This is a genomic window from Gordonia sp. (in: high G+C Gram-positive bacteria) (assembly GCF_047606305.1).
GTDB lineage: Bacteria > Actinomycetota > Actinomycetes > Mycobacteriales > Mycobacteriaceae > Gordonia.
This window is the reverse complement of record NZ_JASGER010000048.1, coordinates 39,349-50,893: the sequence shown is the minus strand read 5'-3', so window position 1 is coordinate 50,893 and position 11,545 is coordinate 39,349. Positions and strand designations below refer to the sequence as shown.

General features: G+C 70.2%; 12 protein-coding genes and 1 pseudogene. 7 read left to right on the top strand and 6 right to left on the bottom strand.

Annotation, left to right across the window (positions count from 1 at the left end):
• The 5 genes and pseudogenes from QM634_RS07725 to QM634_RS07705 all read right to left on the bottom strand — a co-directional run.
• A pseudogene (locus QM634_RS07725) lies at window positions 1-225 on the bottom strand (phosphatidylserine decarboxylase family protein); the annotation flags it as partial.
• Between the two features lie 2 nt (window positions 226-227).
• On the bottom strand, window positions 228-692 hold the full coding sequence (locus QM634_RS07720; RefSeq protein WP_415042193.1) for an SRPBCC family protein: 465 nt from the start codon (window positions 690-692) through the stop codon (window positions 228-230).
• Between the two features lie 44 nt (window positions 693-736).
• Window positions 737-1,162, bottom strand: a complete 426-nt coding sequence (locus QM634_RS07715) for a DUF350 domain-containing protein (RefSeq protein WP_415042192.1) — start codon at window positions 1,160-1,162, stop codon at window positions 737-739.
• A gap of 4 nt (window positions 1,163-1,166) precedes the next feature.
• On the bottom strand, window positions 1,167-2,282 hold the full coding sequence (locus QM634_RS07710) for an acyl-CoA dehydrogenase family protein (protein ID WP_415042191.1): 1,116 nt from the start codon (window positions 2,280-2,282) through the stop codon (window positions 1,167-1,169).
• Between the two features lie 12 nt (window positions 2,283-2,294).
• Window positions 2,295-3,494: an acyl-CoA dehydrogenase family protein gene (locus tag QM634_RS07705; protein WP_415042190.1), complete on the bottom strand. Its 1,200-nt coding sequence runs from the start codon at window positions 3,492-3,494 to the stop codon at window positions 2,295-2,297.
• An 83-nt stretch (window positions 3,495-3,577) separates the two neighbouring features.
• On the opposite strand from QM634_RS07705, the gene QM634_RS07700 reads away from it, so the two are divergent.
• The 7 genes from QM634_RS07700 to QM634_RS07670 all read left to right on the top strand — a co-directional run bounded on the left by QM634_RS07700 (window position 3,578) and on the right by QM634_RS07670 (window position 10,241).
• Entirely contained in the window at window positions 3,578-4,987 is a 1,410-nt protein-coding gene (locus QM634_RS07700; protein WP_415042189.1) for an amidase, read from the top strand.
• A gap of 86 nt (window positions 4,988-5,073) precedes the next feature.
• Entirely contained in the window at window positions 5,074-5,679 is a 606-nt protein-coding gene (locus tag QM634_RS07695) for a hypothetical protein (protein ID WP_415042188.1), read from the top strand.
• A gap of 184 nt (window positions 5,680-5,863) precedes the next feature.
• Window positions 5,864-7,489, top strand: coding sequence for a chaperonin GroEL (groL, locus tag QM634_RS07690; protein WP_415042187.1), 1,626 nt, complete (start codon window positions 5,864-5,866; stop codon window positions 7,487-7,489).
• 114 nt (window positions 7,490-7,603) lie between these two features.
• A complete protein-coding gene (locus tag QM634_RS07685) occupies window positions 7,604-8,044 on the top strand; it encodes an SRPBCC family protein (protein WP_415042186.1) in 441 nt (146 codons plus the stop codon).
• Entirely contained in the window at window positions 8,041-8,550 is a 510-nt protein-coding gene (locus QM634_RS07680) for a DUF6764 family protein (RefSeq protein WP_415042185.1), read from the top strand. Before QM634_RS07685 ends, QM634_RS07680 begins: the two co-directional genes overlap by 4 nt.
• 4 nt (window positions 8,551-8,554) lie before the next feature.
• Window positions 8,555-9,373, top strand: coding sequence for a hypothetical protein (locus QM634_RS07675; RefSeq protein ID WP_415042184.1), 819 nt, complete (start codon window positions 8,555-8,557; stop codon window positions 9,371-9,373).
• Window positions 9,374-9,425: 52 nt separating this feature from the next.
• Window positions 9,426-10,241: a hypothetical protein gene (locus QM634_RS07670; RefSeq protein ID WP_415042183.1), complete on the top strand. Its 816-nt coding sequence runs from the start codon at window positions 9,426-9,428 to the stop codon at window positions 10,239-10,241.
• Here the strand turns inward: QM634_RS07670 and QM634_RS07665 are convergent.
• Window positions 10,212-11,519 (bottom strand): PucR family transcriptional regulator, encoded by a 1,308-nt coding sequence (locus tag QM634_RS07665; protein ID WP_415042182.1) that lies wholly within the window; start codon window positions 11,517-11,519, stop codon window positions 10,212-10,214. The genes QM634_RS07670 and QM634_RS07665 overlap by 30 nt on opposite strands.
• Between the last annotated feature and the right edge of the window lie 26 nt (window positions 11,520-11,545).

Here is an 11,545-nt window from a genome sequence, read left to right as displayed (position 1 = left end):
GCGCCCGGGGTGGCGGAAGAAGGCCGCGCAGGCCGCCGTCAGCGCCCACGCGGGGCGCGCCACCCACTTGCGCCGCCGTGCCAGGACGGCAACGGCGGCGGGGGCGGCGACGAACGGGATGCCCGCCGGGTGCAGCGGTGGGATGGTCTGCTTGGCCAGGTCGGCCAGGTGCGCCAACCCGGTCGACGGGGGAGGGTCGGCGGGGTCGTGTGGACGCTTGGCCACGGTCAGGCTTCGGCGGCGCGCTTGATCTTGCCGAGGGACTCGGCCATGCCGACGCGCAGCTCGTTCTCGAAGCCCTCGCGGCCGCCCATCAGGGCGTTCACGAGGGTGCTCGAGACAGCGGTGGTCTTGCCGCCCGGCGCCTCGCGGCGCTCGGTGAGCACGACGCCCTTGCCCTTGGGCTCGATCTCGTAGGTCCACACCGTGTGGTTCTCGGCGACCCGCCAGGCGATCGCCTTGTTCGGCTCGTAACGCACGACCTTGGCCCGGGTCGGCCACACGAGAGCGCCGCGCCGGTTGATGTTGATCGTCGTGGTGCCCACGCCGATCGGGTTGCCGCGGACGATCATCTTGCGGCACTGCGGGCTCCACTCGCCCATCCGGCGCAGGTCGGACACGACCGCCCACACGGCTTCCGGGCTCGCCGAGATGTCGGTCGAGGCCTCGATCAGTTCAGTTGCTTCTGCCATGGCGGACACCCTACTAGCCGGGGCCGGGCCCGCGTGGTGCGTCGCTAGAGGACCGAACCCATCGACACGCCGAGCACGACGAACACGACGGTGGGCACCCACACGATTGCCGCGTTGCCGGTCGTGAGCAGTTCGCCCAGCTTGCCCGGGGTCAGCCAGTCGATCAGCACGAAGGTGAAGATCATCAGCGCGATGGCGACGAGTGAGTAGAGGAAGGCGAACAGGAGTCCCTGCCACAGGTACTCGGTCATCGCGCCGGCGCGCACGCTCGCCGCATAGACGACGCCCAGCGAGACCAGGAAGCCGGCGGTCAGGATCACCGCGTCGCGCTGGCTGTCGTGCCAGAGCAGGTCCCGCAGCTTGCCCGGGGTCACCACGTCCAGCGCGAGGTAACCCAGGATGAGGACGAGGATGCCGAGCAGTCCGTAGGAGGAGATCTCGGCCAGGTTGGTGAGCAGCAGACTCTTCATGTGCTCACCCTATCGACACCATGTCCCATTCGGTGATCGAGTCGGCGAGCCGGGACAAATGGGTCTGCGCGTCGCCGAGCGTGTGGGCGATCGCGGTGAGGCGGCTGACATAGTGGCCGACCGGGTACTCGGCGGTCATCCCGATGCCGCCGTGCATCTGGATCGCCTCCTGGCCGATCTGTCGCGCGGAACGGCACACCTGCAGTTTGGCGCGCGAGGCGACCGTCTGGTCGACGGTCCCGTCGGCAAGGGTGCCGGTGGCGAAGGCCGACAGGCTGCTCGCCAGCTCCAGCAGCACGTACATGTCGGCGGCACGGTGGGTGAGTGCCTCGAACGTCGACAGCGTGACGCCGAACTGCTTGCGGGTCTTGAGGTATTCGACGGTCAGCATCAGGGCGCGCTCCATGGCGCCGACGGCCTCGGCGCACAGGGCGGTCTGGGTGATCACGTCGACGCGGGTGATCACGTCGGCGGCGTCCCCGCCGCCCAGCTTCGTCGCGGTGGCGCCGTCGAATTCGATCTGCGCGCCGCGGCGCCGGTCGTGGGTGCGGAACGGGGTGCGCTTCACCCCGTCGGAGTCGGCGTCGACGAGGTAGAGCCCGATCGCCCCGGCGTCGTCGCGCGCGGACACGACGAGTTTGGCCGCGCTGTCGCCGGCCAGGACGGGGGTCTTGACGCCGGTGACCTTCCCGCCGGTCACCGTGGTGGTCACCGCCGCCGTCGGCCACCGGTCGCCCTCCTCGGTGTGGGCGAAGGCCATCAGGAGGTCGCCGGACGCCAGGCCGCCGAGCAGCTCCGAGCGCGTATCGCCATCGCCCGCGTCCGAGATGAGCGCGGCCGGTACGACGACGCCGTTCAGGTAGGGCTCGGGAGCCAGGCTGCGACCGATCTCGCCCATGACGGCGCCCAGTTCGACCGGGCCGGCGCCCATGCCGCCGTCGGCCTCGTCGATGGTGAGGCCGAGGATGCCGATGTCGGCGAGCGACTTCCACACCTTGGGGTCCCAGCCGCGTTCGGTGTCGGTGACCGTGCGCAGCGTCTCCACGTCGTAGGTCTTGGTCAGCACGTCGCGCACGGTGTCGCGCAGCATGACCTGTTCGTCGTTGAGTTCGAAGTCCATGTCGGTGTGCTCCTAGAGGCCGAGGACGGCTTTGTCGATGATCTGGCGCTGCACCTCGGAGCTGCCGCTGTAGATCGAGACCTTGCGGTAGTTGAGGTAGGTCGGCACGGCGCGCTGCGCCCACGCGGGAGCGGTGATGTCGGCGGTGCCGTTGGCGCTGTCGGGGGTGGGCGGTGCGACGGCGAGCGAGTCGGGGCCGGCGATGTCGGCGAGGATCTCGGTGGCCGCCTGCTGCAGTTCGCTGCCCCGGAGTTTGAGCAGTGACGACGCCGGGTTCGGCTTGCCGTCGGCCGAGGACGCGACGACCCGCAGCTGGGTGAGCTCCAGGGCGAACAGCTCGTTCTCAAGCTCGGCGAGGCGGGCGGCGAACAGCGGGTCGTCCAGGAGGGTGCCGGTGGCCGTCTTCGTCTGGGCGGCGAGCTTCTTGGCGCGCGAGAGCTGGACCTTGGTGTGCCCGACGCGGGCGACGCCGGTCCGCTCGTTGCCGAGCAGGAACTTGGCGTAGGACCAGCCGGCGTTCTCCTCGCCGACGAGCTGGTCGGCGGGGACGCGGACGTCGTTGAAGAAGACCTCGTTGACCTCGTAGCCGCCGTCGATCAGCTGGATCGGTCGGACCTCGATGCCCGGGGTGTTCATCTCGATGAGCAGGAAGCTGATGCCGGCCTGGCGCTTGGGGGCGTCGGGGTTGGTGCGGACCAGGGCGAAGATCCAGTCGGCGTATTGGCCGAGCGTCGTCCACGTCTTCTGTCCGTTGACGACCCAGTGGTCGCCGTCGCGCACCGCGCGCGTCTTGAGGGAGGCGAGGTCGGAACCGGCCTCGGGCTCGGAGAAGCCCTGGCACCACCAGATGTCGCAGTTGGCCGTCGGCGGCAGGAAGCGCTCCTTCTGCTCCGGCGAGCCGAACTCTGCGATGACCGGTCCGACCATCCCGGTGTTGAACGGCAGGGTGTCCGGGACCGAGGCGAGCGCGTACTCCTGGCGCCACAGGTGGTGCTGGATCGGCGTCCAGTCCCGCCCGCCCCATTCGACCGGCCAACCGGGCACGCAGAGGCCGCCCTCGTTGAGGATCTTCATGGTGGTGACGATGTCGTCGGGGTACTTCAGCTGCCCGGCGGCGGAGCGTTCGCGGATGTCGGCGGGGATCTTGGTGGTGAAGAAGGTCCGCATCTCGTCGCGGAAGGCGATTTCGTCCTCGGAGAGTTTCAGCTGCATGGCTTCCTTGATACCCCCCGAGGCTCCCGCCGGTGGGGTGAACCGTCCCGATCGCGGCGGGTTTGCCTGTAGCGTTCGCGGGCATGACCAAGGTGAGTGCGTTTACCGACGATTGTCTGGGCGAGTCGGACGCGGTGGGTGTGGCGCAGGGCATCCGGGCCGGTGACTTCTCCGCCGAGGAGGCCGCGCGGGCGGCACTGGCGCGGATCGACGCGGTGAACCCCGAGCTGAACGCCGTCGCGTTCGACGACCGCGAGCGCGGCCTGGCCCGTGCGGCGGCCGGCGACTTCCCGGCGGGCTCGCTGGCCGGCGTGCCGTCGATGATCAAGAACAACACCGGATTCGCGGGCATCCCGACGATGCACGGCTCGGCGGCGGTGCCGCCCACGCCGGCGACCGCGAACGAGAAGTTCACCGACCAGTTGCTGGCGTCGGGCATCAACATCCTGGGTGCCACGACGCTGCCGGCGTTCGGGTTGACCGCGACCACCGAATTCGTCGACCGGCCGCCCACGCGGAATCCGTGGCACACCGACTACTCGTGCGGTGCGTCGTCGGGCGGCTCGGCGGCGCTGGTCGCCGCGGGGGCGCTGCCCATCGCGCACGCCAACGACGGCGGCGGCTCCATCCGCATCCCGGCGGCCTGCTGCGGGCTCGTCGGGCTCAAGCCGACCCGCGATCGCGTCGTCGCGTCGGCGGAGGGCGAGGGCCTGCCGATCGACCTGATCTCCAACGGGGTCGTCACGCGCTCCGTGCGCGACACCGCGCACTTCCTCGCCGACATGCAGCGGTACGCGCCGGCCAAGGGCATGCCCGACCTCGGCCTCGTCGAGGGGCCGAGCGGGCGCAAGCTGCGGATCGCGCTGATCTCCGAGCCGATCACCGGCGGGCTGCTCGACCCGGAGACGTCGGTGGCGCTGGAGTCGGTCGCCGAACTGCTCGCCGCGCAGGGCCACATGATCGACCGGGTCCCGCTGCCGGTCGAGCGCAGCTACGTGCAGCAGTTCACCGACTACTGGTCGCTGTTGGCCTTCGGGCTCGACCGCTTCGGCAAGCGACTGATCGACAAGGGCTTCGACCGCTCGAAGCTCGACCCGTTCACCGCCGGCCTGTCCAAACAGTTCCTGCGGCGCTTCTGGGCGACGCCGGGCGTGCTGATGGGGCTGCGCAAGTCGACCAAGCAGTTCCGCGGACTGTTCGACAGCTTCGACGTCGTGTACTCGCCGACGCTGGGGCACGTGACCCCCAAGATCGGGTACCTCGACCCGGGCGGCGACTTCGACGAGATCTTCGAGCGCCTGGTCCAGTACGTGACGTTCACCCCGGCCAACAACACGTCGGGCACCCCCGCGATCAGCCTGCCGCTGGCGCAGACGAAGGCGGGCCTGCCGATCGGCCTGCACTTCGCCGCCGATCTCGGCCAGGAGCAGACGCTGCTCGAGTTGGCCTACGACCTGGAAGCGCAGCGCCACTTCGCCCGCATCCAGGACTAGACCCGACGATCCAACCCCGCGGGACAGATCCAACACGTTTCAGTGGTGGAAGTTGTCCCGCCGTGTTGGATCGGCATACTGGGCGGGTGGAAACCCAGTTGGAGCCGGCCGTCGAACCGGAGACCGTCCCCGCCGAGCACCCCGCACGACTGTGCACGGTCGCCGGCGTCGCGATCGGCCTGATCCTCGCCGCGGTGGCCGTCGCCGCCTACGCGGTCGCCGACGGTCCGTCGGCCGAGCAGTCCAAGCTCTTCGCCGACTGGGCCTGGCTGACGCTCGGCGTGGTCATCGGCGCCAGCGTCGCCCTGTTGGCCGCGATCATCCCCGCGATCGGTGGCTGGCACCGCATGCCGTGGCTGTTGGTCGTCGGGGCGATCGCGGCGATCGGCGTCGATGTCGTCGCGTGGAAGCACTCGTTGGTCGACGTCGACCTCGGCGTCAAGAACGCCCATCCGATCGGTGTGGTGCTCGCCGCCACGACCCTGATCGCCCTGGCCGCGGTGGTCGCCTACGCGGCCGTGCTGTGGGGCGGAATCCTGCGCGTGCGGGCCGGCGTCGACGCGCAGTCCCGCTTCCGCTGGGCCACGCTGCACCCGCAACGACTGATCCCGATCGCGCTCGCCACGGCCGTCGTCGCGGGCCTGCTCGCGGTGGGAGTCGCCTGGCTCGTCGTCGCGAACTGGGTGCACTGACCACCCACCCCACCCCGACCTTGCACTCGAAGGGGGAGAGTGCTAAAACGGTGTTGGCACTCTCCTACCCTGAGTGCTAGGTCGGGACGGTGAGATCGGTCGTTGACACGCCGGTCGTCCGTCGCGGGCACCGAGTCCGGCCATCGAAACCTAGTGTCACCCCCTATCGGAGGATCACTTACCCATGGCCAAGCAAATCGCGTTCGACGAAGAGGCCCGGCGCGGCCTCGAGCGGGGACTCAACAGCCTCGCCGACGCAGTGAAGGTGACGTTGGGACCCAAGGGTCGCAACGTCGTGTTGGAGAAGAAGTGGGGCGCCCCCACGATCACCAACGATGGTGTTTCCATCGCCAAGGAGATCGAGCTGGAGGACCCCTACGAGAAGATCGGCGCCGAGCTGGTCAAGGAAGTCGCCAAGAAGACCGACGACGTCGCCGGTGACGGCACCACCACCGCCACCGTGCTGGCCCAGGCGCTCGTCAGCGAGGGCCTGCGCAACGTTGCGGCCGGTGCGAACCCGCTGGGTCTCAAGCGCGGCATCGAGAAGGCCGTCGACACCGTCTCGGACGCTCTGCTGAAGAGCGCCAAGGAGGTCGAGACCAAGGAGCAGATCGCCCAGACCGCGGGCATCTCCGCCGGCGACCCCGCCATCGGCGAGCTCATCGCCGAGGCGATGGACAAGGTTGGCAAGGAAGGCGTCATCACCGTTGAGGAGTCGAACACCTTCGGCCTTCAGCTGGAGCTGACCGAGGGCATGCGCTTCGACAAGGGCTACATCTCGGGCTACTTCGTGACCGACCCCGACCGCCAGGAAGCCGTCCTCGAGGACCCGTACATCCTGCTCGTCTCGAGCAAGATCTCGACCGTCAAGGACCTGCTGCCCCTGCTGGAGAAGGTCATCCAGGCAGGCAAGCCGCTGCTGATCATCGCCGAGGACGTCGAGGGTGAAGCCCTCTCGACCCTGGTGGTCAACAAGATCCGCGGCACCTTCAAGTCCGTCGCCGTCAAGGCCCCGGGCTTCGGTGACCGCCGCAAGGCCATGCTCGCCGACATCGCCATCCTCACCGGTGGCGAGGTCATCAGCGAAGAGGTCGGCCTCTCCCTGGAGACCGCCGGACTCGAGCTGCTCGGCACCGCTCGCAAGGTCGTCGTCACCAAGGACGAGACCACCATCGTCGACGGTGCCGGCGACGCCGAGCAGATCGCCGGCCGCGTGGCCCAGATCCGCGGCGAGATCGAGAACAGCGACTCCGACTACGACCGCGAGAAGCTGCAGGAGCGCCTGGCCAAGCTGGCCGGCGGTGTTGCGGTCATCAAGGCGGGCGCGGCCACCGAGGTAGAGCTCAAGGAGCGCAAGCACCGCATCGAGGACGCCGTTCGCAACGCGAAGGCGGCCGTCGAAGAGGGCATCGTCCCCGGCGGTGGCACCGCGCTGCTGCAGTCCGAGGGTGCGATCGACAAGCTGAAGCTCGACGGGGACGAGGCCACCGGTGCCAACATCGTCCGCGTCGCGCTGGAGGCCCCGGCCAAGCAGATCGCCGTCAACGCGGGCCTCGAGCCCGGCGTCGTCGCCGACAAGATCCGCCACTCGAAGCAGGGCGTCGGCCTCAACGCCGCCACCGGCGAGTACGAGGACCTGCTCAAGGCCGGCATCAACGACCCGGTGAAGGTCACCCGCTCGGCGCTGCAGAACGCGGCTTCGATTGCGGCGCTGTTCCTCACCACCGAGGTCGTCGTCGCCGACAAGCCGGAGAAGAACCCGGCCCCGGCCATGCCGGGCGGCGACGAGATGGGCGGCATGGGCTTCTAAGTCCGCCGCTTCTTCGAAGCACCATCGGGGCCGGTCGTCCATCAGGACGGCCGGCCCCGATTCTTTGTGCGCGGGGACCCCACGCGCACGCGTCGGCAGGGTAGGTTGGGCCGCATGGGAGTCTCCGCGAAAACCGCCTTCGATATCGCCGTCCCACCCTCGGTGGTGATGGAAGTGCTGCAGGACGTCGAGGCCCTGCCCGAGTGGTCCGGGCCGCACAAGACGGCCGAGATCCTCGAGGAGTACGACGACGGTCTGCCCAAGCTGGTCAAGGTGAAGGTGTCGGTCGGTCCGATCACCGACGAGCAGACCCTCGCCTACACGTGGACCGACGATTCGTGCACCTGGGACCTCGTCGAGGGCACCCAGCTCTCCAAGCAGCACGGCGTCTACACGATCACCGCGAACGACAAGGGCTCGCACGTGGACTTCGTCCTCGACGTCGACCTCAAGGTGAAGCTGCCCGGCCTGATCGTGAAGCAGGGCCAGAAGACCGCCGTCGAGACCGCGAAGAAGGGCCTCACCAAGGAAGCGCTGAAGCGGGCGCAGGCATGATCGGGCGGGCCGTCGTGGCGGCCGCCCTCCTCGCCGCGGGTGCGTGGCTCTCGGTGCTCACCGGCGCCACCGCGCACGCCGCCCCCGGGGCGCTCTGCCAGGCGGCCAACGGCGGCCACCAGGAGCGGGCCCACGGTGACAGCGGCTGCGGCGCACGTGCCGGTCGCGGCAGTACCGCCCGCGCCCAGGACACCAGCGGTGCGGGCACCGCGATCGCCGTCGCCAGCAGCGGTGGACGCTCGGACGCCCGCAGCCTCGAGCCCAAGGCGGCCGCCCTCGCATCCGCCAAGCACGGTGGCAGTGCGAACTCCTTCGCCACCGGTCCCGGCGGCTTCTCCGTCGCCCAGGCCGACCGCAACGACACCGCACTCGCCATCGGCGGCTGGGGCGGCACCGCGATCTCGACGACGCACGGCGTCGCGTGTTCGGGGGGCTTCGCCCTCGCGTGGGAGTCGAACACCGGGCGCGTCTGCGTCCGGAGCGGGTCGATCGGCTACTCCAACTGATCCGATGACCGGACTGCTGACCGTCGCCGCCATCGTGGTCGCGATGGGTGCGACGATCCTGGCCCTTCCGCTGATGTGGGTGTCCCGGCGCGTCGTCGACGACCGCGGGTTCTCCGACACGGCCGCCGAGATGGCCGACCGCGACGTCGTCCGCGACTACATCGCCGACACCATCACCAAACAGATCGGCAAGGCCGCCGGATCCATCACCGGCAACCTGGCCCGCCCGCTCGCGGTGCGCTACACCCGGTCGGACGCCTTCGTCGAGGACTGCGTCGACCTGCTCGACGCCCAACACGACCGGCTGCTCGGACCGGTCCCCGCGGGAGCCGACCCGTCGGTCATGAACCTCGACCTGACCAAGATGGTCAGCCGGGTCGCTGGCCAGGTCAGCCCGCTGCTCGGCACGCAGATCAAGGGTCCGATCCTGGTCCCGGTCACGACGACGAGCCCGGCGCTGCAGGCCGGACGCTACGAGGTGCCCGGGCGGCGGATCCCCCAGTGGGCCACGATCAGCCTCATCGTCGGCGTCGTCGCCGCCCTCATCGCGCTGGTCTTCTCCGAGAGTCGCACCACGACGCTGGTCTGGCTCGGCCTGGGCGCGGTGCTCGCCGCCATCGCGGCCTGGGTGCTCGGCGGCTATGCGGGCACACGGGCCAAGGCCGCCGTCGGAGATCCCAACGCCCGACCACTCGTCTCCTCGACGGTCGACGGCCTCGTGGCGGACCTGCGCTCGTGGGCGGTCATCGTCGGGGGAGGCGGTGCTGCGCTGGCGGTCATCGGGGTGATCGGCCGGATCGCCGTCGCCGTCTTCGGCTCCTGACACGCGTCGCGCACACCGCGCCGCGGGGCGCCACGATGAGTACCCTGGCCGGATGCGCAGCTTCCTCGCCTTTCTCACCGGTCTGATCGCCATCGTCGCGATCGTCGCGGCCCTTCCCCTGACGTGGGTCAAGGAACGCGTCATCGAGGAGCGGGGCTTCCAGGCGACCGCCACCAAGATGGGCGAGAGCCCCCAAGTGCGCGAATACATGGCCAAGACCATCACCGACGAGATCACCAAGCGCACGGCCGGCGCCGCCGCCGTCGTCGTCCGACCGGCTGCCGACCGCTACACGCACTCGGCCGGATTCACCGCCGATTTCGTCGACCTGGCCAACCAGCAGCACGCGTGGTTGTTCAACGAGGCGCCGCCCGGCGCGGACACCACGGTCATGCGCCTGGACCTGACGAACATGGTGCGCCGCGTCGCGGGCCAGGTGAACCCGGTCCTCGCGCGCCAGGTGCCCGGTCCGATCCTCGTTCCGATCAGCCAGCGCGACCAGGCGCTGGAGGCCGGTCGCTATCACGTGCCCGGGCGGCAGATCTCGCAATGGGCCTATGCGAGCGTGGCCCTCGCGGCGCTGGCCGCGATGCTCGCCCTGTTCTTCGCGCGCCGCCGCAGCGGCATGCTGGCCTGGCTCGGTTTCGGCGGGCTGCTCTCGGCGGCCGTGTCCTACGCCGGTGGGTTCTTCTTCGCCGCCCGCGCCAAGGACGAGTTCACGGTGACCGACGCCGGCGTGCGCCAGGTGGCCGAGGTGACGATCGACGGACTCGTCGACAACCTGCACCAGTGGGCGATGGTCGTCGGCGGCGTCGGCGCGGCGCTGCTCGTGGTGGGCCTACTCGGCCGGGTGATCGTCGGCGACTGACCGACGGTGACCGGCCGCCAGCACGGCGCCGAGCGCGGCGACGATGTCGGCCGGCCGGTTCAGGTTGAGCCCGGTCGACTCGGACACCTTGCGCAACCGGTACTGCACCGTGTTCGGGTGCACGTGCAGCACCTCGGCGGTCATCGCCGTGCTGCAGTCGTTGTCGAGGTAGGCCTCCAACGTCTGCCACAGGACCTCGTCGTCGGCGATCGGATCGAGCCGGGCCGCGCTCAGGCGGCTCGCCCGCGTCGGGCGGCTGAGCTGGAATTCGACGGCCAGGTCGTCGAAGCGGACCACCCGCCGCCGCGGGGTGCGGCGCCGGGCGATGGTCAGCAGGTCGCGCAGTTGCGGGATGACGGTCGCGACCTCGTCGGGCGTCACCAGGTCGACCGCGCAGGTGGTCCGCGCATCCATCCGATCGGCCAGCCGTTCCAGGCGGGCGCGCAAGTCGGCGAACCGCGGGTCGTCGGCGGTGTCCGGGCCGTGCGGGGTCGGGCGGGCGGGGATCAGGGCGATGCCGCCCGACGCGGTGAGCGCGTGCATGGCCTCACCGCGGCTCGTGCTGTCCAGGAGCCGCTGGAGCCGACGCACCTTGCGGGTGGTCGCCACCGAGCGCGAGACGCGGGAGTCGGTCTCGTCGCCGCTGGTGTCGACGGCGATCGCGATTGCCCAATAGGCGGGTTCGACCTCGAGGCGGAACCGGTGGGCCACGGCGTCGTAGTCGGAGCCCTCGACGAGGGCGTCGAGGAGTTCGCGGTGGCCGGCGCGGGGGAAGTCGGGGGTCGGCGCCCCATCGGCGTCGTAGCCGGCGATCACCGCGCGGGTCGCGTCGCGCAACCACTCGAAGAGCGCCGAGCCGACGTCCACCAGGCTGCCCTCGACGAATCCGGCGCCCCGGTCGTCGAGGCCGGCCACGATGCGCCACCAGTGGCGCGCACCGTAGTGGTAGGCGTCGAGCACGTCGGAGATCGGGACCCCCTCGTCGGCGCGGTTGCGGGCCGAGGAGGTCAGCTCGGCCAGCTCGTCGGGTGAGGGTCGGGTGCCGGTGGCGAGGCTGCGCAGCAGCATCTCGTAGTTGCGGCGCACGATCCGGGTGACGTCGGTTTCCACCGTCTCGATGGGCAGCGACCGGTAGAAGTCGACTTCCGCGCAGATCTGGCGGACGGTGTCGGCGACGACGGCGGCGGTGCGTTGGGCGAGGTGGTCGACGAGGCGGATCGGGCTGCCCGCCTCCCCGTCGGACCCGCCGGTCGGCGCGGGGCCGTGCACTGCCGTCATGGGCTCAACGGTGCCACATCACCGCC

Coding starts and splice junctions, on each gene's coding strand:
- QM634_RS07720 (WP_415042193.1), bottom strand. CDS start 692: ATGGCAGAAGCAACTGAACTGATCGAGGCCTCGACCGACATCTCGGCG.
- QM634_RS07715 (WP_415042192.1), bottom strand. CDS start 1,162: ATGAAGAGTCTGCTGCTCACCAACCTGGCCGAGATCTCCTCCTACGGA.
- QM634_RS07710 (WP_415042191.1), bottom strand. CDS start 2,282: ATGGACTTCGAACTCAACGACGAACAGGTCATGCTGCGCGACACCGTG.
- QM634_RS07705 (WP_415042190.1), bottom strand. CDS start 3,494: ATGCAGCTGAAACTCTCCGAGGACGAAATCGCCTTCCGCGACGAGATG.
- QM634_RS07700 (WP_415042189.1), top strand. CDS start 3,578: ATGACCAAGGTGAGTGCGTTTACCGACGATTGTCTGGGCGAGTCGGAC.
- groL (WP_415042187.1), top strand. CDS start 5,864: ATGGCCAAGCAAATCGCGTTCGACGAAGAGGCCCGGCGCGGCCTCGAG.
- QM634_RS07685 (WP_415042186.1), top strand. CDS start 7,604: ATGGGAGTCTCCGCGAAAACCGCCTTCGATATCGCCGTCCCACCCTCG.
- QM634_RS07680 (WP_415042185.1), top strand. CDS start 8,041: ATGATCGGGCGGGCCGTCGTGGCGGCCGCCCTCCTCGCCGCGGGTGCG.
- QM634_RS07675 (WP_415042184.1), top strand. CDS start 8,555: ATGACCGGACTGCTGACCGTCGCCGCCATCGTGGTCGCGATGGGTGCG.
- QM634_RS07670 (WP_415042183.1), top strand. CDS start 9,426: ATGCGCAGCTTCCTCGCCTTTCTCACCGGTCTGATCGCCATCGTCGCG.
- QM634_RS07665 (WP_415042182.1), bottom strand. CDS start 11,519: ATGACGGCAGTGCACGGCCCCGCGCCGACCGGCGGGTCCGACGGGGAG.